19 protein-coding genes and 1 tRNA gene are annotated in these 21,550 nt (G+C 72.1%); 12 read left to right on the top strand and 8 right to left on the bottom strand.

The window, feature by feature from the left end; translation table 11 throughout:
- Positions 1–7: 7 nt before the first annotated feature.
- The 4 genes from IFY26_RS06995 to IFY26_RS06980 all read left to right on the top strand — a co-directional run bounded on the left by IFY26_RS06995 (position 8) and on the right by IFY26_RS06980 (position 4,202).
- Positions 8–943, top strand: a complete 936-nt coding sequence (locus IFY26_RS06995; protein WP_232548273.1) for an NAD kinase — start codon at positions 8–10, stop codon at positions 941–943.
- Positions 933–2,621, top strand: coding sequence for a DNA repair protein RecN (gene recN, locus IFY26_RS06990; RefSeq protein WP_232548272.1), 1,689 nt, complete (start codon positions 933–935; stop codon positions 2,619–2,621). Before IFY26_RS06995 ends, recN begins: the two co-directional genes overlap by 11 nt.
- Positions 2,622–2,752: 131 nt before the next feature.
- Positions 2,753–3,247, top strand: a complete 495-nt coding sequence (locus IFY26_RS06985) for a DUF3145 domain-containing protein (RefSeq protein WP_232548271.1) — start codon at positions 2,753–2,755, stop codon at positions 3,245–3,247.
- 130 nt (positions 3,248–3,377) lie between these two features.
- Positions 3,378–4,202 carry a PfkB family carbohydrate kinase gene (locus IFY26_RS06980; protein ID WP_232548270.1) on the top strand — a complete coding sequence of 275 codons (825 nt, stop codon included), beginning with the start codon at positions 3,378–3,380 and terminating at the stop codon, positions 4,200–4,202.
- Positions 4,203–4,253: 51 nt separating this feature from the next.
- Here IFY26_RS06980 and fabF read toward each other — a convergent pair whose 3' ends face one another.
- The 7 genes from fabF to IFY26_RS06945 all read right to left on the bottom strand — a co-directional run bounded on the left by fabF (position 4,254) and on the right by IFY26_RS06945 (position 10,817).
- Complete coding sequence (gene fabF, locus IFY26_RS06975) at positions 4,254–5,507, bottom strand: beta-ketoacyl-ACP synthase II (RefSeq protein WP_232548269.1); 1,254 nt, start codon at positions 5,505–5,507, stop codon at positions 4,254–4,256.
- Positions 5,508–5,614: 107 nt separating this feature from the next.
- Positions 5,615–5,857 carry an acyl carrier protein gene (locus tag IFY26_RS06970; RefSeq protein ID WP_131168130.1) on the bottom strand — a complete coding sequence of 81 codons (243 nt, stop codon included), beginning with the start codon at positions 5,855–5,857 and terminating at the stop codon, positions 5,615–5,617.
- A 78-nt stretch (positions 5,858–5,935) separates the two neighbouring features.
- The gene (locus tag IFY26_RS06965; protein ID WP_232548268.1) at positions 5,936–6,928 is read right to left on the bottom strand and encodes a beta-ketoacyl-ACP synthase III; all 993 of its coding nucleotides are present in this window, start codon (positions 6,926–6,928) and stop codon (positions 5,936–5,938) included.
- 1 nt (position 6,929) lies between these two features.
- Positions 6,930–7,856: an ACP S-malonyltransferase gene (locus IFY26_RS06960; RefSeq protein WP_232548267.1), complete on the bottom strand. Its 927-nt coding sequence runs from the start codon at positions 7,854–7,856 to the stop codon at positions 6,930–6,932.
- A gap of 78 nt (positions 7,857–7,934) precedes the next feature.
- Positions 7,935–8,759, bottom strand: coding sequence for an SDR family NAD(P)-dependent oxidoreductase (locus IFY26_RS06955; protein ID WP_232548266.1), 825 nt, complete (start codon positions 8,757–8,759; stop codon positions 7,935–7,937).
- Positions 8,760–8,798: 39 nt separating this feature from the next.
- Entirely contained in the window at positions 8,799–9,653 is an 855-nt protein-coding gene (locus IFY26_RS06950; protein ID WP_232548265.1) for an SDR family NAD(P)-dependent oxidoreductase, read from the bottom strand.
- A gap of 66 nt (positions 9,654–9,719) precedes the next feature.
- A complete protein-coding gene (locus IFY26_RS06945; protein ID WP_463366319.1) occupies positions 9,720–10,817 on the bottom strand; it encodes a PucR family transcriptional regulator in 1,098 nt (365 codons plus the stop codon).
- 178 nt (positions 10,818–10,995) lie between these two features.
- Here IFY26_RS06945 and IFY26_RS06940 point away from each other — a divergent pair, with 178 nt between their 5' ends.
- From IFY26_RS06940 to IFY26_RS06925, 4 genes are all read left to right on the top strand, one after another.
- A complete protein-coding gene (locus IFY26_RS06940) occupies positions 10,996–12,021 on the top strand; it encodes a PHP domain-containing protein (protein ID WP_232548263.1) in 1,026 nt (341 codons plus the stop codon).
- A gap of 98 nt (positions 12,022–12,119) precedes the next feature.
- Positions 12,120–14,867 carry a pyruvate dehydrogenase (acetyl-transferring), homodimeric type gene (aceE, locus tag IFY26_RS06935; protein WP_232548262.1) on the top strand — a complete coding sequence of 916 codons (2,748 nt, stop codon included), beginning with the start codon at positions 12,120–12,122 and terminating at the stop codon, positions 14,865–14,867.
- Positions 14,868–15,042: 175 nt separating this feature from the next.
- A complete protein-coding gene (locus IFY26_RS06930; RefSeq protein ID WP_232548297.1) occupies positions 15,043–15,420 on the top strand; it encodes a DUF3052 domain-containing protein in 378 nt (125 codons plus the stop codon).
- 52 nt (positions 15,421–15,472) lie between these two features.
- Positions 15,473–15,548, top strand: a tRNA-Val gene (locus IFY26_RS06925).
- Between the two features lie 32 nt (positions 15,549–15,580).
- On the opposite strand, the gene IFY26_RS06920 is transcribed toward IFY26_RS06925, so the two are convergent.
- Positions 15,581–17,002: an NAD-dependent epimerase/dehydratase family protein gene (locus tag IFY26_RS06920; RefSeq protein ID WP_232548261.1), complete on the bottom strand. Its 1,422-nt coding sequence runs from the start codon at positions 17,000–17,002 to the stop codon at positions 15,581–15,583.
- A 115-nt stretch (positions 17,003–17,117) separates the two neighbouring features.
- On the opposite strand from IFY26_RS06920, the gene prfB reads away from it, so the two are divergent.
- The 4 genes from prfB to IFY26_RS18130 all read left to right on the top strand — a co-directional run bounded on the left by prfB (position 17,118) and on the right by IFY26_RS18130 (position 21,503).
- Complete coding sequence (gene prfB, locus IFY26_RS06915) at positions 17,118–18,227, top strand: peptide chain release factor 2 (protein WP_342373332.1); 1,110 nt, start codon at positions 17,118–17,120, stop codon at positions 18,225–18,227.
- A gap of 131 nt (positions 18,228–18,358) precedes the next feature.
- Positions 18,359–19,045 carry a cell division ATP-binding protein FtsE gene (gene ftsE / locus IFY26_RS06910; protein ID WP_232548259.1) on the top strand — a complete coding sequence of 229 codons (687 nt, stop codon included), beginning with the start codon at positions 18,359–18,361 and terminating at the stop codon, positions 19,043–19,045.
- Between the two features lie 13 nt (positions 19,046–19,058).
- Complete coding sequence (ftsX, locus tag IFY26_RS06905) at positions 19,059–19,961, top strand: permease-like cell division protein FtsX (protein ID WP_232548258.1); 903 nt, start codon at positions 19,059–19,061, stop codon at positions 19,959–19,961.
- Positions 19,962–20,009: 48 nt separating this feature from the next.
- Positions 20,010–21,503 (top strand): M23 family metallopeptidase, encoded by a 1,494-nt coding sequence (locus IFY26_RS18130; RefSeq protein ID WP_232548257.1) that lies wholly within the window; start codon positions 20,010–20,012, stop codon positions 21,501–21,503.
- Positions 21,504–21,550 lie beyond the last annotated feature (47 nt).

Below are 21,550 nucleotides of genomic sequence, written 5' to 3'. Positions count from 1 at the left end.
TGGCCAGGTGACCCAGCGAGACATCGCCCTGGTCGTCCACCCCGGGCGGCCCCCGGCCGTGGCAGCGGCCGTCGACTTCGTGCGCGGCGTCGCCGGCCACGCCATCACGTGCTGGGTGCGGGGTGAGGGGTTCGAGCCGGTCGCGGCGTCCGTCGAGGGGGCGGACGTCCGACGCTTCGACGACCTGCCGGAGGTGCCGGTGGAACTCGTGGTCGTCTTCGGCGGCGACGGCACGATCCTGCGGGCCGCGGAGTGGGCCGTGCCGCAGGGGTTCCCGCTGCTGGGGGTGAACCTCGGCCACGTCGGCTTCCTGGCCGAGCTGGAGCCCAGCCAGATCCACGACCTCTGCGCGCACGTCATCGCGAAGGACTACACGGTTGAGGAGCGGCTGTGCCTCGACGTCGAGCTGCGTGACCGGCCGGGTGGTGACCTGCTGTGGCGCTCCTTCGCCGGCAACGAGGTGTCGTTGGAGAAGGCCGCGCGCGAACGGATGATCGAGGTGGTCGTCGACATCGACGGCCACCCCCTCTCGCGTTGGGGCACCGACGGCGTCCTCGTCGCCACGCCCACGGGATCGACCGCCTACGCGTTCTCGGCGCAAGGCCCGGTGCTGTGGCCCGACCTGGACGCGCTGCTCGTGGTGCCGCTGCTGGCCCACGCCCTGTTCGCCCGGCCGCTCGTGCTGAGCCCCACCTCGACCGTCGTCGTCAGCATGCTGGAACACCCGGCGACCGGCGGGGTGCTCTGGTGCGACGGACGGCGCAGCACCACTGTGCCGCCGCTCAGCGAGGTCACCGTGCGCCGCAGCGAGCACGCCCTGCGCCTCGTGCGCACCACCCTGCAGCCCTTCGTCCAGCGGCTCGTGGCCAAGTTCGACCTGCCGGTCCACGGCTGGCGGGGGCAGGCCGAGCGGCGAACGCCCGAGGTCTTCGATGCTGACTGAGCTGCGCATCGCCGATCTGGGGGTGATCGACGATGCCGTCGTCGAGTTCGGCCCCGGTTTCACGGTGGTGACCGGTGAGACGGGCGCGGGCAAGACGATGGTGGTCTCCGGGCTGGGGCTGCTGCTCGGCGGGCGGGCCGACACCGGCCTGGTCCGCATCGGCGCCTCCCGGGCGCTGGTGGAGGGCCGCGTCACCACCGACGAGGCGTTCACCGCCTCGGTCGGGGCGGTCGGCGGCGTGGTCGACGGCGACGAGGTGCTGCTCACCCGCGTCGTGACCAGTTCCCGCTCGCGGGCGCGCGTCGGCGGCGTCCAGGTGCCCTTGCCCCTGCTGGCCGACGTGGTCGGCGAGCGCATCACCATCCACGGGCAGAGCGAGCAGCTGCGTCTCGGCTCCACCGAGCGGCAGCGCGACGTGCTGGACGCCTTCGTCGGCCCCGGCCACCTCGCGACGCTGGCGTCCTACCGGACGTGCTGGGCGCGTCGGCGGGCCGCGACGGCCGAGCTCGCCGAGCTGCGGACGCAGGCCCGCGCCCGGGCCCGGGAGCAGGCCCTGCTGGAGTTCGGCCTGGGCGAGATCGCGAAGGCCGAGCCGCGGGCGGGGGAGGACGAGGAGCTGCACGCCGAGGCGCGTCGGCTGCAGGCGACCGACGACCTCCGGCTCGCCGCGCGCGCGGCGCTGGTCGCGCTCGCCGGCGACGACGACGCCGTCGACGACGCGCCCCAGGCGCTCGGCCTGCTCGGTGCGGCGCGACGTGCCCTGGCCGGGGGAGCCGCCGAGGATGCGCAGCTGGCCGCGCTCGGCTCACGCGTGGACGAGGCCGCCTACGCGCTCGGCGACGTGGCGGGGGAGCTCGCGTCCTACCTGGCCTCGCTGGATGCCGACCCCGGGCGTCTGGAGTGGATCGCGGGCCGGCTGGCTGAACTGCAGGGGCTGACCCGACGCTACGGCCCGGGGCTGGACGACGTGCTGGCCTGGGCCGAGCGGGCGGCCATCGATCTTGAACGCCTGGCCGGCTCCGACGACCGCATCGCGGAGCTGGAAGCGGCCGTCGCCGCCTGCGACAGTGAGCTGGCCGCGCTGGCAGCGACGCTCACGCAGGCGCGCCGGGACGCCGCTGCGGAGCTGGGCAGACTCGTGGAGGAGGAACTGGTCGCGCTCGCCATGCCGCGCGCACGCTTGGAGTTCGCGGTGACCTCCCTCGACGCGCCGGGCCCCCAGGGTGCGGACCAGGTGACCATTCTGTTCTCGGCGAACCCCGGCAGCGCTCCGGCGCCGCTGGCGCGGGCGGCGTCCGGGGGTGAGCTGTCGCGCGTCCGGCTCGCGCTCGAGGTCGTCCTGGCTGCCGGCAGCGAGGGCCACACCTTCGTGTTCGACGAGGTCGATGCCGGCGTCGGCGGCGCGGTCGCCCTCGAGATCGGACGCCGCCTCGCCCGGCTGGCCCGCCACGCCCAGGTCGTCGTCGTGACCCACCTCGCCCAGGTCGCCGCGTTCGGGGACCGCCACCACGTGGTGCACAAGGCCGACGACGGCCAGGTGACCACGTCGGGGATCCGCGAGGTCAGCGGTGACGAGCGCGTGGCCGAACTGGCGCGCATGATGGCCGGGCTGGAGGGCACACAGGCCGCCCGCGCCCACGCCGCGGAGCTGTTGGCCGAGGCGTCCGGCCAGCGTTGACCCCCTGCGCCGCCGCGGCCGCCGCCCTGGGGGGGCGCCGCTTGACAGGGCAGGGCACAATGAATCCCAACGGCGTGATTTCGCGGTCCCGGTGGAGCAGGGGAAGGCATCACCGGACGAGAGGGATCGCCATGACAACGACTCGCGGAGTCCTGCACATCCATTCCGCCCCGTCGGCGTTGTGCCCACACATCGAGTGGGCCGTCGCCGGCGCGCTCGGCGTGCCTGTCGACCTCGCGTGGGCGCCACAGCCCGCCGAGCGCGCGTCCTACCGCGCGGAGCTCGCCTGGCGGGGCCCGGTGGGCACGGCCACGCGCCTCGCCAGCCTCCTCAAGCGCTGGGGACGTCTCCGTTTCGAGATCACGGAGGAGGCGACGCCGGACTCCGAGGCCGAGCGGTACAGCTTCACCCCGGCACTCGGAGTGTTCCACGCCACGGTCGGCCTGCACGGCGACATCGTGGTGCCCGAGGATCGGATCCGGCACGCCCTGGCGTCCGCCACGGACGAACGCGCGCTGCGCGGCGCCCTGGACGACCTGCTCGGACGCCGTTGGGACGCCGAGCTGGACGTGTTCCGCCACGCCGCCGAAGGCGTCCCCCTGCGCTGGCTGCACGACGTCGGCTGAACGGCGGCGCTGCCCCCGGCCGGGCGGGGGGAGCTGACCGGCGCATCGGAGGAGAAGTCCGACCACAGGCCCGCCCGCGCCGCAATGGTGGTGGAATGAAGCGTGCAACGACGCACGAGAGGAAGGCGCCATGGGCCGGGTCATCGTTCTGGGCTCCATCAACGTCGATCTGGAAACCAGGATCGACGCCTATCCGCAGCCGGGGGAGAAGGTGGTGGCTCACTCCCTCCACCGGTATGCCGGCGGGAAGGGGGCGAACCAGGCCGTCGCCGCGCGCGCCCAAGGCGTGGAGGTGCTGATGGTGGGGGCCGTCGGCGACGACGACGCCGGCCGCGCGTCCCTCAACCGGTTGCATCCGATGGGGATCAAGCTGTACGTCGAGCGCATCCCCCACGTGCCGACCGGCCATGCCCTCATCTTCTCCGACGGACGCACGAACGCCATCGCCGTGCTGCCCGGCGCGAACGCCAAGATCGGCCCGCGCCCGCTCGACCAGGTGAAGGGGCTGGGCCCGGGCGATGTGCTCCTGACCCAGCTCGAGACCCCGGCCGAGCGTGTCGCCCAGGCTGCGCGCCACGCGCACGAGCGGGGCGCCCGCGTCATCGTCAACGCGGCGCCCTACGTCGAGTTGCCCGACGACGTCTGCGCCATGGCCGATCCCCTGATCTTGCGGGCCGACGACGAGGACGCGTTCGCCGCGCGGAGGGTCGAGCCGATCTCCCTGCTCGTCCTGCGCGGAGCGGCGGGGCTCGACTGGGACGGCCGCCGGTTCAGCGGAGAGGTGGTGCCCGCCGAGGACGTCGTGGACACCGTCGGCGCCTCGGACGCCCTCATCGGCACCCTCGCCGCCCAGCTGGCGAAGGGGGCCGACCGACCCACCGCCGCACGCCTGGCCCTGCAGAAGGCGGCCGACAACGTCCGCCACGCCGGGGCGCAACGCTCGCCACGCCTCTGAGACGCCGCAGCCCCGCCGGCACCGGCCGGCGGGGCTGCCTCGCGTGGTGGCTCAGGTGTTCGCGTTCGTCACCGCGACCGCGACGTTGTGGCCGCCGAAGCCGAAGCTGTTGTTGATCGCGGCCAGGTCGCCCGCGGCGGGCAGCGGCGTCTTGACGTTCGCCGCCACGTTGATCGGGAGGTCCTCCTCCGGATCGGTGAGGTTGATGGTCGGCGGCACCATGCGATCCCGCAGCGCCATCACGCTGGCGATCAGCTCGACCGCCCCGGCGCCGCCCAGCAGGTGGCCGATCATCGACTTCGTGCTGGTCACGATCACGTCGTCGGTCGCATCCCCCAGCGCGCGGCGGATCGAGCCGGCCTCGGTGAGGTCGCCCTGAGGCGTCGACGTGCCGTGGGCGTTGATGTGCTTGATGTCGGACGGCTCCAGCCCGCTCTCGCGGAGGGCCTTGGCCATGGCGCTGGCCTGCCCGCGGCCGGTCGGCTCGGGCTGCACCATGTCGTGGTTGTCGGCGCTGATGCCCGCACCGGCGACCGTGCCGTAGATCGTCGCACCGCGCGCCTTCGCGTGCTCCAGGGACTCGAGCACGAGAACGCCCGCCCCCTCGCCCATGACGAAGCCGTCGCGCCCCTTGTCCCACGGCCGGGACGCCCCCTCCGGGTCGTCGTTGCGGCGGCTGAGGGCGTGCATCTGGTTGAACGCGGCCAGCGGCAGCGCGTGAATGGTGGCCTCGGTGCCGCCGGCGACCACAACGTCCGCCCGGCCGAGCCGGATCTGGTCGACGGCCAGCGACACGGCCTCGTTGCTGGACGCGCAGGCCGACACGTGCGCCTGGATCGCGGCCTGGGCCCCCACGAGCAGCCCGACGTTGGCCGCCGGCGCGTTGGCCATGAGCATGGGGATGGTGAAGGGGCTCACGCGGCGCGGCCCCTTGTCACGGTAGTTGTCCCAGTTGTCGAGGATCGAGTGGAGCCCGCCGATGCCTGAGGACAGGGCGACCGCGAGGCGGTCGGGGTCGACGTCGTTGTCCTCACCGAGCCCGTAACCAGCCTGCTTCCAGGCCTCCTCCGCGGCGATGAGCGCGATCTGGGCCGACCGGTCGAGCCGGCGGGCCTTGACCCGGTCGATGACCTCGGACGGGTCGACCTTCAGCGTGGCGGCGATGCGGACGCCGAGGGGCTCGGCCCACTCCTGCGTCAGGGCGACGACGCCCGACGTGCCGGCCAGCATGGCCTCCCACGTGCTGGGCAGGTCGCCGCCGATCGGGGTGGTGGCGCCCATTCCGGTGATGACGACTTCGGTCATGACGTTCCTTCGGCGTGTGGGTGGGACGGGGATGGTGCGGGTGGGTGGGGCGGTGGGGGCGGGACGCCCGGAATGGTCACGGACGCCCCGCCCGTCCCGGGGAGGGTTCAGCTGTGCTGCTCGATGTAGGCGACGGCGTCGCCGACGGTCTTGAGGTTCTTGCTCTCCTCGTCGGGGATCGTGACGCCGAACTTCTCCTCGCAGCCGACGATGATCTCGACCATCGCGAGGCTGTCGACGTCGAGGTCGTCGACGAAGCTCTTGTCGAGCTGCACGTCCTCGACCGGGACGCCGGCGACGTCGTTCACGAGCTCGGCGAGCTGGGCGCGGATCTCTTCGGTGGTGGCCATGGTGGGTCTCCTTCTTGTTGGTGGTGCCTGACTGGATGGGTGGACGGGTGGACGTGGTCGCCGGCCGGAGCCGGGGAATCAGGGCAGACGGACGACTTGGCCGGCGTACACGAGGCCGGCGCCGAAGCCGATGAGAAGGGCCAGATCACCGCTCTTCGCCTCGCCGGAGGCGAGCATGTCGCACAGCGCGACCGGGATCGACGCGGCGGAGTTGTTGCCGTAATGGGTGATGGTGCGGGCGACCGTGACGCTCTCGGGCAGGTGGAGGTGGCGCAGCATCGCGTCGGTGATGCGGTTGTTGGCCTGGTGCGGCACGAACAGGTCCAGCTCGTCGGGGCGGACGCCGGCGGCGCTCAGGCAGCGCTCGGCGGCCGTGGCGATGAAGCCGGTCGCCCAACGGAACACCGCGCGCCCGTCCATCACGATCGACGACGTCTCACCCAGGGCGAGCGCCTCCGGCCACGGGTTGCTCATCGTGATGGCGTCGGCCTGCCCGCCGTCGGAGCCCCAGACGACCGGGCCCATGGCCGGCTCGTCGGAGGGCCCTACCACCGCTGCCCCGGCGCCGTCGGAGAAGAGGAACGCGGTGGAGCGGTCACTGAGGTCGGTGAGGTTGCTCAGCGTCTCGGCGCCGATCACCAGCACGTGCGTCGCGGCCCCGGAGCGCACGAGCGACTCGGCCTGGGCGAGGCCGTAGCAGAACCCGGCGCAGGCGGCCGCGATGTCGAACGCGGCCGCTCCGTCGGTGCCGATCTTCGCGGCGATGACCGCGGCCAGCGACGGCGTCTGCAGCATGTGGCTGACCGTGGAGACGATCACCGCGTCGAGATCGGCACCGGTGAGGCCCGCGTGGTCGAGCGCGGCACGGCCGGCGGCCAGGCTGAGCGACTCGACGGTCTCGCCTTCGGCGACCCAGCGGCGCTCGACGATGCCGGTGCGCTGCTGGATCCACTCGTCCGAGCTGTCGATGTAGGTGCACATCTCGGCGTTGTCGACGACCCGCGAGGGGAGGGCGGAACCCAGGCCCGAGATGCGGGCGTGGGGTGCACCGGTGGACGGCTGCAGCGTCATGTCAGGCCTCCTGGCCGCGGTGGGTGGCGACGAACGCGCGGGCGTCGTCCAACTGGTCGGGAGTGTTGAGGTTGAACAGCGCGACGTCCTTCAGGTTGCGCTTGGCGATGCCGGTGAGCGTGCCGGCCGGTGCCAGCTCCAGCAGGCCGGTCACGCCGAGCTGGGCCATCGTGGCCATGCACAGGTCCCACCGGACGGGGTTGGTCACCTGGTTCACCAGGCGTTCGAGGTAGTCGGCGCCGGAGCGGACGACCGCGCCGTCGGCGTTGCTCAGCAGCGTGGCGGTGGGGTCGGCGGTGGCGAACCCGGACGCCACGCCCGCCAGCCGGTCCCGGCCCGGGGTCATGTGCACGGTGTGGAAGGCCCCGGCGACAGACAGCGGGATGACGCGGGCGCCGGCGGGCGGGTTGGCCCGGAGCGCGTCGATCTCCTCGACCGTGCCGGCAGCGACGATCTGGCCGGAGCCGTTGTTGTTCGCGGCGGTCGCGCCGACGGCCTCGATGGCGGCGAGGACGGCGTCGGCGTCCCCGCGCACGACGGCGGCCATGGTGGTCGGGCGGGCGGCGGACGCCTCGGCCATGCCGAGCGCGCGCTCGCGCACCAGCACCATGGCATCGGCGGGGGAGAGGACGCCGGCGATCGCCGCTGCGCCGATCTCACCGACGCTGTGGCCGGCAATGACATCGTCGGCCCCGACCTCGTCGAGCAGCGCCTCGGCCGTGATGAGGGCCGACGCGACGAGCAGCGGCTGGGCCACCGCGGTGTCGCGGATGGTCTCGGCGTCACTGGCGGTGCCGTGGGTGGCGAGGTCGACCTGCGCCGCCTCGGCCAACTCGCCCAGCCGCTCGGCGAGGGTGGGCGTCTCGAGCCACGGGGCGAGGAAACCGGGGGTCTGGGCGCCCTGGCCGGGCGCTACGATCGCGAGCACCCCTCCATCATTTCGGCCGGTCCGCACAAACCGTCGCGGTTGGCAGGCCAATGTTGCCCGCAGCTCTTTGTGTGGTTCCTACAACACGCCGGATCCGGGGGGCGGAGCCGGGGGCGCCGCGGCGTCTCCGTGTGCATCCTGGGGGAACTGGGTGGCGAACTTGCCCCCGCTGACGTCGACCAGCGTCCCGGTGAGGTAGGAGGCCTCGTCGCTGGCCAGGAAGCACAGCAGACCGGTGATGTCCTCGGGGGTGCCCCACCGGCGCACGGTCAGGGTGTCGAGCAGCCGATCCTGCGCGGCGGCGGGGAGGTGGTGGAAGCCGTTCATCGCGGTGGGCACCATGCCCGGGGCGTAGGCGTTGGCCGTGATGTTCCACGGCCCCAGCTCGCCGGCGAGCGTGCGCGTGAACTGCACGACGGCGGCCTTCGTGGCGGCGTAGGCGGCGCTGCCGGCGGACGGGATGACGGCGGCGAAGGAGGCGGCGTTGAGGATGCGACCTCGCCGTTGCACCTTCATCACCGGCACCACGGCCCGGCACACGTGGAAGGTGCCGGTCAGGTTCACATCGACCAGCAGGTTCCAGTCGGCGTCGCTGAAGCTCTCCACCGGCCCGAGCCGATTGACCCCGGCGTTGTTGACGGCGATGTCGACGGTGCCGCAGCGCGCCACGACGTCGGCGACGGCGGCGTCCACCGCCCGTGGGTCACGGATGTCGCAGGCGACGGTCACGTGACCGGTGCCGAACGCGGCGAGCTCATCGGCCAGCTCGTCGAGGCCCGCGGCGTCCACGTCGACGGCCGCGACCGTGCACCCCTCCGCGGCGAAGGCGAGGGCGATCGCGCGGCCGATCCCGCGCCCCGCTCCGGTCACCAGGGCGACGCGCCCAGACAGGTTTATCTGCATGGCTGCTCCTTGCTCAGAGGGTCAACTGGGCCACAGGGGTCAACTGGGCCACAGCTGCAGGCCGCCGTCGACCCGCAGCACCTGCCCGGTGACGTAGGAGGCCTCGGGTGAGACCAGGAAGCGCACCGCCGCGGCGATCTCCTCGGGGCGTCCGTAGCGGCCGAGCCCCGGGTCGTCGGTGCGGGCGGGGTCCAGGGGCCGGCTCGCCCGGAACCGGGTGGTGAGGATGTCGCCGGGGGCGACCGCGTTCACGGTGACGCCGTGGGGGCGCGCCTGGGCGGCGAGGCAGCGGGTGTACTCGTGCACCGCGGCCTTGGCCGAGGCGTAGATCGCGCTCGACGTGAGTCCGGTCAGGCCCGCGATCGAGCCGATCGTCACCACCGCACCGCGTCGGCGCTCCAGCATGCCGGGGACGACCTCGCGGCAGACGTTCACGCACGTGGAGAAGTTGCGCTCCCAGATGGCCCGCACCTCGTCGTCGGCCAGCCCCAGCGCGTCGTTGCCCTCGGTGATCTTGCCGGCGTGGGGGCCGCGGACGCCGCTGGTGCCGATGTCCCCGCCGGCGGCGTGGACGAGGATGTCGAGGTCGCCCACCTGGGCCGCGGCGTCGCGGGCGAGCGCCTCGGTGGTCGCGGCGTCCGACAGGTCGCCCGCAACCCATCCCACCCGCGCACCGGTCTCCTCGGCCAGGCGCTCGGCCACCTCGGGCAGGGACGCTCCGTCACCGAGGGCGGCGGACGAGTCGGGGTCGGACCCGTGGATCACGACGGCCGCGCCGGCCCGGGCCAGGTCCTCGGCGACCGCCCATCCGATCCCGCGGCTTGACCCGGTGACCCAGGCCGCCCTGCCGGCGAGCGGGCCGGCGCCGGCCCGGCTCGTTGCCTGCACGCCCATGCTGAGCCTTCCCTGCGAGGTTCGTGGTGCGTCCACCCTAGTGGGAACCGAGCGGGCCCGCGGCGGTCACCCCAGGAGTCGATAGAGGGTGCCCGCCAACCGCAGCACGTAGGCGTCCCGCGGGTCGGAGGGGGAGTAGCCCGTCAGCTCCTCGATACGGCCCAGGCGGTAGCGGACGGTGTTGGCGTGGATGAACAGGCGCCGTGCGGTCGCTTCGATGGACGTGCCGCAGGACCAGAAGGCCTCCAGGGTGGTGACCAGGTCGCCCCCGTAGGCCGCCAGCGGGGCGAAGATGCCCTGCGCGAGCTCGCGCCGGGCGTGTCCGTCCCCCGCGAGCGCACGCTCCGGCAACAGCGAGCGGGCCAGCACGGGCCGCGGCGCCTCGGGCCACGCGGGGGCAGCCCGTCGCCCCGACAACGCTGCCCGGGCGCTCACGACAGCCTCGCTCAGGTCGTCGACCAACGGCCCCACCACGACCGGGCCCGCGCCGAAGAAGTCCACCAGGCGGGCGACGTGGGCGGAGGCGTCCAGGTCGTCGTCGAAGGTACCGCCCAGCAGCACCACCAGGCGCGGCCCCTGGATGGCCGCCAGCACCTCCAGGCCCAGGCGGGTCGCGGCCGTCCGCAACCGGGCCACCGTGGCGTCGTGCGGCGGCGGGTCGCCGATCACGACGCACAGGGCGGCGGCATCCCCCCAGCCCAGGGTGGACGCTCGGGAGCTCACCGCGTCGTCGGCGTCGCCGCGCACCACGGCGTCCATCACGAGTGCTTCGAGGCGGGCATCCCAGGCGCCGCGGGCCTCGGCCGCGCGGGCGTAGACCTCGGCGGCATCGAACGCGGTCTCGCGGCTGTAGTGCAGCACCGCGGTGGTGAGCACCGGACGGTCGGGCGCGTCCAGTTCGGTGACGATCTGGTGCTCGACCGTCTCGACGGTGGCGCGGATGAGGTCGACGGTCTGCTGCAGGGCCAGGCTCCGGGTCAGCTCCCGGGGGGCGCCGGCGAAGATGTTCTGCTGCGCCACCCCCGTCGCGCCCTCGCGGAACCAGGTGATGAACCCGTCCACGCCCGCGCGCACGACCAGCGTGACCGACGCGCGATTGGCGGCGTCCAGCTCGGAGAACCAGGGGTAGCGCCGGGTGATCTCGGCCAGCGCGGCGGTGGTCATGGCCGACGCCGCGGCGGTGAGCCGGTCGGCGAGATCGGCGCGGGTGGCGTCGTCCGGCAGCCACTCCGGCGTCGCGTCCTGCATGACCACCCCTTTGACCGCGCGGTGCGGACTTCTGGCGAGCAACTGTAGTGCTCGCATCACGCCGCGGCGGGGACGGACGGCCTACGGTGGGGACGTGCGACGTGACCCGGTGGCCGACCTCCGCGAGATCGCCCGGCTGCTGGACCGCCGGGGCGGCCAGACGCGGCGCGCCCAGGCGTTCCGCCGGGCGTCCGACACCCTCGCCGGGTTGCCCGCCGAGGAGCGCGCGCGGGTGGACGCCTCCCGCACCTGGGCGAACCTGCCGGGCATCGGGGCGACCACGGCCCGCGTGATCGGGGAGTCCGCCGCCGGCCGTGTCCCGGCCTACCTGGCCGAGCTCGAGGCGTCCGACGGGCCGCTGGTGGCCGGGCCCAACCCGTTGTGGGAGCACCTGCGGGGCGACCTGCACACGCACACCGAGTGGTCTGACGGGTCGAGCCCCCTGGAGGAGATGGCGCTGGAGGCGGCCCGTCTCGGCCGGGAGTACCTCGCGATCACCGACCACAGCCCGCGCCTGCGGGTGGCCAACGGCCTGGACGCCGAGCGGCGTCTGGCGCAACTGGAGCACATCGCCGCGCTCAACGAGGCCCTCGACACGGTGCGGGTGCTGAGCGGGGCGGAGGTCGACATCCTCGACGACGGTTCCCTCGACGGCGCGGGAGAGGTGCTGGACAGCCTGGACGTCGTGGTCGCCAGCGTGCACAGCAAGCTCGCGATGGACGCCGACGCCATGACCGTGCGGATGGTCGCCGCCATCGCCACGCCGCGCACGAATGTGCTGGGCCATTGCACCGGACGCCTCGTGGCCGGCGACCGCGGCGTCCGCGCCCCGAGCCGCTTCGATGCCGAGGTGGTGTTCGAGGCGTGCCGCCAGTTCGGCGTGGCGGTGGAGATCAACAGCAGGCCCGAGCGGCAGGACCCGCCCGACGAGCTTCTGGCCCTCGCGGCGGACGCCGGCTGCCTGTTCAGCATCGACACCGACGCCCACGCCCCCGGCCAGCTCGGCTTCCTGGAGTACGGCGCGGCCCGCGCCCACGCCGCGGGGATCGCGCCCGAGCGGATCGTCACCACGTGGCCGGCCGATGAGGTCGTGGCGTGGGCGTCCGCGCGCCGGAGCTGAACCTGCGCCGGGTGGCGCGGGCGGCTAGGATCGACGAAGCCCCGGTGCTCGTCCGGACCTCAGTTTCGCCAGCATCGGATCTCGGAGAAAGGACTCTCGTGGCATCTCGCGACAGCGCGGGCCCCATCCTCAACGGCCTGCCGACCAACCTGCCCGACATCGACGCGGAGGAGACCTCCGAGTGGCTGGAGTCGCTCGACCTGCTCACCGATGAACAGGGGCGCAACCGCGCCCGCTACATCATGTTGAAGCTGCTCGAGCGTGCCCGGGAGCGGCACCTCGGCGTCCCGTCGCTGACGGCGACCGACCACGTCAACACCATCCCCGCCGAGGCCGAGCCGTGGTACCCGGGCGACCAGGATCTGGAGCGCAAGTTCCGCCGCCTGCTGCGCTGGAACGCCGCGGTCATGGTGCACCGCGCCCAGCGCCCCGGCGTCGGGGTGGGCGGCCACATCTCCACGTTCGCGTCCTCGGCGACGCTGTACGAGGTGGGCTTCAACCACTTCTTCCGCGGCAAGGACCACCCGGGTGGCGGCGACCAGGTGTTCTTCCAGGGCCACGCCAGCCCCGGCATGTACGCCCGCGCCTTCCTCGAGGGGCGCCTGAGCGAGGAGCGCATGGACGGCTTCCGCCAGGAGAAGAGCCACCTGGTCGACGGCCGCATCCAGGGCCTGCCCAGCTACCCCCACCCCCGCCAGATGCCCGACTTCTGGGAGTTCCCCACGGTGTCGATGGGCCTGGGGCCGATCAACGCGATCTGGCAGGCGCACTTCAACAAGTACCTCCACAACCGCGGCATGAAGGACACGAGCCAGCAGCACGTGTGGGCCTTCCTCGGCGACGGTGAGATGGACGAGGTCGAGAGCCGAGGCGCCCTGCAGCTCGCGTCCTACGAGGAGCTCGACAACCTCACCTTCGTCGTGAACTGCAACCTGCAGCGGCTCGACGGCCCGGTGCGCGGCAACGGCAAGATCATGAGCGAGCTGGAGTCGTTCTTCCGCGGCGCGGGCTGGAACGTCATCAAGGTCGTGTGGGGCCGCGGCTGGGATCCGCTGCTCGCCGCCGACAAGGACGGCGCGCTCGTCAACCTGATGAACACCACCTCGGACGGCGACTACCAGACGTTCAAGGCCAACGACGGCGCCTATGTTCGCGACAACTTCTTCGGACGCGACCCCCGCACCGCCAAGATGATCGAGAACTGGAGCGAGGACCAGGTCTGGCAGCTCACCCGCGGCGGCCACGATTTCCGCAAGGTGTACGCCGCCTACGACGCCGCCATGAAGTTCACCGGGGCGCCGACGGTCATCCTGGCCCACACCATCAAGGGTTACTTCCTCGGCCAGCACTTCGCCGGTCGCAACGCGACGCACCAGATGAAGAAGCTGGCGCTGGACGACCTCAAGCAGTTCCGCGACCGGCTCGACATGCCGGTGACGGACGCCCAGCTCGAGGACGACCCGTACCGTCCGCCCTACATCAAGCCGGACGAGAACGACGACCGCATCCGCTACGCCAAGGAGCGCCGCCGCGCCCTCGGCGGGCCGGTGCCGGAGCGCCGCATCGCCGGCGAGTCGCTGAAGCTGCCGGAGGACAAGGCGTACGCGGCGGTCAAGAAGGGCTCCGGCAAGCAGGAGATCGCCACGACCATGGCGCTCGTCCGGCTGTTCAAGGATCTGCTGCGCGACAAGGAGTTCGGCGCCCACGTGGTGCCGATCATCCCGGACGAGGCGCGCACGTTCGGCATGGACTCGCTGTTCCCGACGATCAAGATCTACTCCCCGCACGGCCAGAACTACACGCCGGTCGACCACGACCTGATGCTGAGCTACCGCGAGGCGAAGAACGGCCAGATCATCCACACCGGCATCAACGAGGCCGGCTCGGTGGCGTCCTTCACGGCGGTGGGCAGCAGCTACGCCACCCACGGCATCCCCATGGTGCCCGTCTACATCTTCTACTCGATGTTCGGGTTCCAGCGCACCGGGGACGCGATGTGGGCGGCGGCCGACCAGCTCTGCCGCGGCTTCTACATCGGGGCCACCGCCGGCCGCACGACGCTGACCGGCGAGGGCACGCAGCACATGGACGGGCACTCGCCCGTTCTCGCGGCGACCAACCCGGCAGTCATCTGGTACGACCCGGCCTTCAGCTACGAGATCGCCCACATCGTCAAGAGCGGGCTGGAACGGATGTACGGGGAGAACCCGGAAGACATCACGTTCTACCTGACGGTCTACAACGAGCCGACCGTGCAGCCGGCCGAGCCCGAGGGGGTGGACGTCGAGGGCATCCTGCGTGGCCTCCACAAGATCCGCACCGGGGAGGGTGACGGGCCCCGCGTCCAGCTGCTCGCCTCGGGCACCGGGGTGCACTGGGCCCTCGAGGCCGCGGACCTGCTGGCGCAGGACTGGGGCGTCGTGGCCGACGTGTGGAGCGTCACGTCGTGGACCGAGCTGCGCCGCGAGGCCATGGACGTCGACCAGCGCCGCTTCCTGCACCCGGGTGAGGAGGTCGAGGACAGCTGGCTCGTGCAGCAGCTGGGCGACACCGAGGGCCCCATCGTCGCGACCAGCGACTACATGAAGCAGACGCAGGACCAGATCGCCCAGTGGCTGGGGGAGCGGTACGCCGCCCTCGGTGCGGACGGCTTCGGCTTCTCCGACACGCGGGCCGCGGCGCGGCGCTTCTTCCACATCGACGGGCCGTCGATGGTGGTCAAGGCGCTGCAGAAGCTCGCCGAGAAGGGTGAGGTGGACGCCGGCACCGTCGGTCAGGCGATCGACAAGTACCGCCTGCTCGACGTCACGGCCGGCTCGTCCGGGAACGCCGGCGGGGAGTCCTGACCCACGCCACTCCGGGGGCCGTCCGCACCGCGCGGGCGGCCTCCGGCGTGTTCTGCCCGTCCACGGCTCGCGGGCGGGCCGCTCCTCTGGCAGGCTTGGACCAGCAACCGCACGGACAGGGGGAAGATTCTTGGTAGGGCAGTCAAGCCCGGGGGGCGCTTCCCGGGTGGCCGCAATGGGGCTGGAGGCCGGGCAGGTCGTCCAGGAACTCGGCTGGGACGACGACGTGGACGAGGCCCTCCGCGAGGGCATCATGGACGCCATCGACGCCGACCTCGTCGAGGATCCCGTCGAGGCCGTGGACGCCGTCGTGCTGTGGTGGCGCGACGAGGACGGCGATGTCGCCGACGGGCTCGTCGACGCCCTCCGTGACCTCTCCCGATCGGGGCACATTTGGCTGCTGACGCCCAAGGTCGGTCGAGACGGCCACGTGGGCCCGACCGACATCGCCGAGGGGGCCGTCACCGCCGGGCTGACGCTGGCTAACGTGGCGAACGTGTCGTCGCACTGGCAGGCGCAGAAGGTGGTCCGCCCCAAAGCGGGCCGGCGCTGACGCCGAACACTGATTTCGGCCGCCGCGGCGTCTGCGCCACAATGGTGCGTCGGGGCGCATAGCTCAGTTGGTAGAGCACCTGCCTTACAAGCAGGGTGTCATCGGTTCGAGTCCGGTTGCGCCCACCACCGTGCTCCCCCGTCCCTTCTCGGGGCTCGGCTCAGCCTTCCAGTTGCGCGAGGAACGGGTTCTGCTCGGCCTGGACGCCGTACTGGCCGGAGTCCCGCACGCACTCGGGGCACCAGTGCCCGTTCGTCAGGACCAGCCGGGGGCTGGCGGCGAACGCGTGACCGAACGCGCAGCGCCACACCAGCAGCGCGCCGGCGTCGCCGCGGGGCGCGTCGGGGCTGAGCAGCTCGCCGCCGCGGAAGCGGGCGGCGTCGTGGTAGTCGGAGGCGTCCCAATCATCGGTGGGCTTCGACTCGTCGTAGCCGTGGTCGAGCTGCGTGGGCGTCCGCGAGGGCTCCGGCGGCTCGAAGGTCGACCAGTCGCCGATCGCGCTCCAGGCGTCCTTGGACCCGAAGTGCGCCGCGATCTCATCGGCGCGCCCGCGCCGCAGCGCGTGCAGCGTGCCCCGGGCCTTGCGCGTCAGCGGCCGCATCACCAGGTGCTTCACGATCCAGGCAGGCACCTTGCCCGCGCTGCGCACCGAGGCGGGGGAGGCCGCCATCGCGCGGGCGACCGCGTCGGCCAGCGTGTCCTCGCGGAAGGGAACCAGATCCTGCAGGAGGTCGGAATCGGTGTACCAATGCCCATGGAAGTTCTTCAGGGCGAACCAGTTGCGGTCGTACCAGGCGCGGATGTCCCGGACGCCCATCGCCGCGCCCAGCGTGGTCTGCAGTTCCCAGTTGGTGAGCCGCCAGTCCTCGCCACCCCCGACGTTGTACGTGGCGTTCCAGAACTCCTCGGGGGCGCCCTCGGCGATGCCGGCCAGCAGCCGGGCGGAGTCCTCGTCCGAGGCCCACTCCATCACCCCGGCGAACGGGGTGTGCATCGCGATGGGGTCGCGGATGCCCAGCAACCCCGGGTGCAGGATCCCGGTCTGGCGCAACCAGGCCCACCGAGGCAGGCCGGAATCCACCAGCAGCCGCTCCGCGACCACCTTCGTCTGGCCGTACTCATCGAACTGCGAGACCCGGATCGGGTCGCCGACGCGTCCCCAGTGGTGGGGAGCCGGGCGATCCCCGGTCTCGGCGACCGAGCCGACGCCCACGACCTCGACGGCCCCCGGATCCGGCAACGCCTTCACCGCCGCGATGATGTGCTGCATCGAGCCGATGTTGACCCGCCGCGCGAGCGCAGGGTGGGCGTCCGCCAGGGGCGACACCACCGCACCGACGTGCAGCACCACATCCACCCCCGCGACGGCGCGCGCCACATCGGCGGCGTTCGTGAGGTCGCCCCACACGACGGTGAGGTTGGTCATGTCGTCGAACTCGGCCAGGACGCGTCGCTCGGCTGGCGTCGGGAGCGCGAATGCGACGACGTCGACGGCATCGCGGCGGCGCAGCTCGCGCAGCGTGGCGCGGCCCCAGTTCCCGGTCGCCCCCGTCAACAGGATGCGGCGGCGGTGCTCTGCCATGGCAGGTTCTCCTTCGATCCGTGCGACACGTGCGCACTCAACTAGCGCGTGCTAGTTCATGATAGCAGGGCCCCCCATGTCGAGTGGGGGACGGGGGCCGGTAGAGTGGGCCGATGTGGCAGTAGACATCTCCCAGGACATCGCCGACCTCGACCGGTCGCTCTCCTCGATCGAGGCCGTCGTCGATCCCGAGGCCAAGCGGGCCGAGATCGCGGCCCTGCAGGAGCAGGTGGCCGCACCGGACCTGTGGGACGACCAGGAGAATGCGCAGCGCGTCACGTCGCAGCTCTCGCGGCTGGAGTCCGAGGTGGAGCGCGTCGTCCGCCTCCGCGGACGGCTCGAGGACGCCGGCGTCCTGGCCGAGCTGGCCCAGGAGGAAGGCGATCCAGCCTCGCTGACCGAGGCGCAGGCCGAACTCACCCGGCTTCGCAGTGAGATCGAGGCCCTCGAGGTCCGCACCCTGCTGTCGGGTGAGTACGACGAGCGCGACGCCGTCGTCACCATCCGCTCGGGCGCCGGTGGCGTCGACGCGGCGGACTTCGCCGAGATGCTCCTGCGCATGTACGTCCGCTGGGCTGAGCGCCACTCCTACGCGGTCAAGGTGCTCGACACGAGCTACGCCGAGGAGGCGGGGCTGAAGTCGGTCACGTTCGAGGTGAGCGCGCCGTTCGCCTTCGGGACCCTGTCGGTCGAGGGCGGCACCCACCGGCTCGTCCGCATCTCCCCGTTCGACAACCAGGGACGCCGCCAGACCAGCTTCGCCGCCGTCGAGGTCATTCCGCTCATCGAGTCGACCGACCACATCGAGGTGCCGGAGACCGACATCCGCGTCGACGTGTTCCGCAGCTCCGGCCCCGGCGGCCAGTCGGTCAACACCACCGACTCCGCCGTCCGCATCACCCACCTGCCCACCGGCCTGGTCGTCTCGATGCAGGACGAGAAGAGCCAGATCCAGAACCGTGCCGCCGCGATGCGCGTCCTGCAGTCGCGCCTGCTGCTGCTCAAGAAGTCCGAAGAGGATGCGAAGAAGAAGGAACTCGCCGGCGACGTCAAGGCGTCGTGGGGCGACCAGATGCGCTCCTACGTGCTCAACCCCTACCAGATGGTGAAGGACCTGCGCACCGGCCACGAGGTGGGCAACCCCGACTCGGTGTTCGACGGGGACATCGACGGGTTCATCGACGCCGGCATCCGCTGGCGCATGCAGGGCGAGGCCGACTCCTGAGCGGTGCGCCCAGGCGGCGTGCGTCGGCGTGCCGCACGGGGGCGGCGGGAGTCCTCACCTACAGTTGAAGCGGCCGCCTGAGAAAACTCAGGACCCTTCCCCCATTCCCGACTCCGGCCGAGGGCACAGCTGTGATCACGTTCGACCAGGTCGCCAAGACCTACCCCGGGCAGCGGCGTCCCGCCCTGTCGCACATCGATGTCACCATCGATCCTGGTGAATTCGTCTTCCTCGTCGGCCCGTCGGGATCGGGCAAGTCGACGTTCCTGCGCCTGATCCTGCGCGAGCACCGCGCCACTCGGGGCAGCGTGACGGTGAACGGGCACGACGTCGGACGCCTCCCCGGCTGGCGCGTGCCGCGGCTGCGCCGCCAGATCGGCACCGTCTTCCAGGACTTCCGGTTGCTGCCGGGCAAGACGGTCCACGAGAACGTCGCCTTCGCGCTGCAGGTGATCGGCAAGTCGGGGTCCCACATCCGCCGCACCGTGCCGCAGACCCTCGAGCTCGTCGGGCTGGGGGACAAGGCCGATCGACTGCCCGACGAGCTCTCCGGAGGCGAGCAGCAGCGGGTGGCCCTGGCGCGCGCCGTCGTGAACGCTCCGCCGATCCTGATCGCCGACGAGCCGACCGGCAACCTCGACCCGGCGACCAGCGTCGGCATCATGAAGCTGCTCGACCGCATCAACAAGGGCGGAACGACCGTCGTCGTCGCCACGCACGACTCGACGATCGTCGACCAGATGCGCCGGCGCGTCATCGAGCTCAACGCCGGCGAACTGGTGCGCGACCAGGCCCAGGGCGTCTACGGGTATCGGTGAGGGAGGACCTGGCATGCGTCACACGCTGAGGGAGGCGGTCTCCGGCCTTCGCCGCAATCTGTCCATGACCCTGGCGGTCATCGTCACCATGTGGGTCTCGCTCACTCTGTTCGGCGTCGGTCTGCTGGCGGCCCAGCAGGTCGAGCTCATCAAGGGCCGCTGGTACGACCAGATCGAGATCACCGTCTTCCTGTGCACCGCCGACTCCTCGGGGCCCAACTGCACCCCGGGGCAGGACGCGACCGAGGCCCAGCGCGAGAGCGTCCGCGCCGCCCTGGAGGCCAACCCCGAGGTCGAGGCGGTGTTCTACCAGAGCAAGGCCGAGGTGTTTGAGGAGTTCCGCCTCGCTTATGCGGACTCGCCGATCCTCGACTCCATGTCTGCTGAGAACATGCAGGATCTTTTCAGGGTGGCCTTGGTGAACCCCGAGGAATATGCCCTCGTGCAGGGGTCGGTCGGGCAGATGCCGGGCGTCCAGGCGATCCAGGACCTGCGGCAATACCTGGACCCCCTTTTCGAGTGGTTGAACCTGGCCCGCTGGCTCGCGGTGGGGGCGTCCGCGCTGCTGCTGCTGGCCGCCGGCCTGCAGATCGCCAACACCATCCGCATGGCGGCGATCAGCCGCCGCCGCGAGATCGGGATCATGCGGCTCGTGGGCGCCAGCAACGCCTACATCATGGCGCCGTTCCTCCTCGAGTCGGTGCTCGCCGGGCTGCTCGGGGCGGCCCTGGCGGGGGGCACGCTGGCGGCCCTGCAGAAGTTCGTGATCGTCGACAAGGCTAAACCTGCCATCCAGACTGTGCAGTGGATCGGCTGGGATCACGTGGCTCTCGCCGTCATCGGGCTTGTCACGGTCGCCCTCGTGCTTTCTATCATTCCCACGTTGATAGCGACGCGCCGCTTCCTGCGAGTCTGATCCCCGCAGGGTTCGGTGCGTCGACCGAACCAGCGAAGGGATCCCCCCGTGGACGTCTCGTCCCACGCCCCTGACCGTACGTCCCGCTCGCGGGGCCGGCGTCGGGCCGCCACCGCGGCCGTCGTCGTGCTCGCGACGGCGCTCGGCACCCCGGTGGCCCATGCCGACACCCTGGCCGATTTGCGGGCCGCGGCCGCAGCGGCACAGGCCAATCAGAATCAGGCCAGAAATGACATCGGCGAATCGACGGCGACGCTCGATTCGGCCACGCAGAAATTGGCGCAGTCGCAAGCGCAATTGGACGCCGCGCGCGCCGTTTTGGCCGATATGCAGGTGCAATTGTCCGCTGCCCGGGAGCGCGATGCCCAACTGGCCGCCGAGCTGGCCGCCGCCCAGGCGGCCCTCGAGGAGGCCCGGGCCCGCGTGGCCCAGGGCGAGGCCGACGTGGCCGCGCAGCAGAAGGTGATCATCGGCGCCGTCACCGAGTCCTACCAGCAGCGCTCGGGGTTGGAGGGGCTGTCGGTCGTGTTCGACGCGCGGTCCACCGCCGAGCTCGGGCAGCGCATCCAGTGGAACACCACGATCTTCGACACCCAGGCCGCGCAGAAGGCGCGCCTCGATGCGATCCTGCTCCAGCTGCAGGCGGCGCGTGATGAGGCGGCCGCCCTGGAGCAGCGGGTGGCCGACGCCAAGGCCGAGTCCGAGGCAAACGTGCTCAGGATCTCCCAGCTCGAGGCGCAGGCCGCCGCCCAGCAGCGATCCGTCGCCGCTCTCGTGTCCGCCAACGAGGCGGCGCGGCAGAGTGCGCAGGCGCAGCTCGCCGCCGACGAGGCGTCCTACGCGTCCTTCGCTGCGGAGGAGGCCCAGCTGCAGTCCGAGATCCAGGGCGAGCTCAGCCGGCTCAAGGCCGAGGCCGAGGCCCGTGAGCGCGCCGAGCGCGAGGCCCGGGAGCAGGCGGCCCGGGAGCGGGCGCGGGAACAGGCGGCCCGCGAGCAGGCGGCCCGCGAGGCGCGCGAGCGTGCGGCGCGCGACACGGCCGCCGCCCAGGCGGCGCAACGGCAGGCGTCCCAGCAGCGGGTGGCGGCCCCGGCCCCGGAGAAGACGTCGTCGACGGCGTCGCGCTCGGGCGGGCGCGTGTCGTCGGCCGGCTTCGTCCGGCCGGTCAACGCCTCGCCGGGCTCGGCCTTCGGGATGCGCTTCCACCCCATCCTCAAGGTCTGGCGCCCGCACAACGGCAACGACTGGGGCGCTGCGACCGGCACGCCGATCTATGCCGCGCAGTCCGGCACCGTGTTGAAGGCCGGCCTCAACGGTGGCTTCGGCAACTTCGTGCTCATCGGCCACGGCAACCTCATCGACGGCAAGTACGTCACGACGGGGTACGCCCACCAGTCCCGCATCGCCGTGTCGGTGGGGCAGCGCGTCGAGCGTGGCCAACTGATCGGCTACGTCGGCAGCACCGGCCTCTCCACGACGCCGCACCTGCACTTCGAGGTGCGCCTCGACGGGGTCCCGGTCAACCCGATGCAGTACCTGCCCTGAGCACCGCCGGCCCCTGCCCGAGCCGCCCGGGAGCACCGGACGGCCCC

The organism is Propioniciclava soli (genome assembly GCF_014858005.1).
GTDB classification, from domain to species: domain Bacteria; phylum Actinomycetota; class Actinomycetes; order Propionibacteriales; family Propionibacteriaceae; genus Propioniciclava; species Propioniciclava soli.
Note: the sequence above shows the minus strand (reverse complement) of the source record. Positions and strands in the feature narration are given on the sequence as shown.

Excerpts from the sequence above, each read along its gene's own strand:
- IFY26_RS06970 (WP_131168130.1), bottom strand. The coding sequence starts at position 5,857 with ATGGCCACCACCGAAGAGATCCGCGCCCAGCTCGCCGAGCTCGTGAAC.
- IFY26_RS06920 (WP_232548261.1), bottom strand. The coding sequence starts at position 17,002 with ATGGCAGAGCACCGCCGCCGCATCCTGTTGACGGGGGCGACCGGGAAC.
- ftsX (WP_232548258.1), top strand. The coding sequence starts at position 19,059 with ATGCGTCACACGCTGAGGGAGGCGGTCTCCGGCCTTCGCCGCAATCTG.
- IFY26_RS06985 (WP_232548271.1), top strand. The coding sequence starts at position 2,753 with ATGACAACGACTCGCGGAGTCCTGCACATCCATTCCGCCCCGTCGGCG.
- IFY26_RS06980 (WP_232548270.1), top strand. The coding sequence starts at position 3,378 with ATGGGCCGGGTCATCGTTCTGGGCTCCATCAACGTCGATCTGGAAACC.
- fabF (WP_232548269.1), bottom strand. The coding sequence starts at position 5,507 with ATGACCGAAGTCGTCATCACCGGAATGGGCGCCACCACCCCGATCGGC.
- recN (WP_232548272.1), top strand. The coding sequence starts at position 933 with ATGCTGACTGAGCTGCGCATCGCCGATCTGGGGGTGATCGACGATGCC.
- IFY26_RS06930 (WP_232548297.1), top strand. The coding sequence starts at position 15,043 with ATGGGGCTGGAGGCCGGGCAGGTCGTCCAGGAACTCGGCTGGGACGAC.
- IFY26_RS06950 (WP_232548265.1), bottom strand. The coding sequence starts at position 9,653 with ATGGGCGTGCAGGCAACGAGCCGGGCCGGCGCCGGCCCGCTCGCCGGC.
- IFY26_RS06945 (WP_463366319.1), bottom strand. The coding sequence starts at position 10,817 with ATGACCACCGCCGCGCTGGCCGAGATCACCCGGCGCTACCCCTGGTTC.
- IFY26_RS06955 (WP_232548266.1), bottom strand. The coding sequence starts at position 8,759 with ATGCAGATAAACCTGTCTGGGCGCGTCGCCCTGGTGACCGGAGCGGGG.
- IFY26_RS06965 (WP_232548268.1), bottom strand. The coding sequence starts at position 6,928 with ATGACGCTGCAGCCGTCCACCGGTGCACCCCACGCCCGCATCTCGGGC.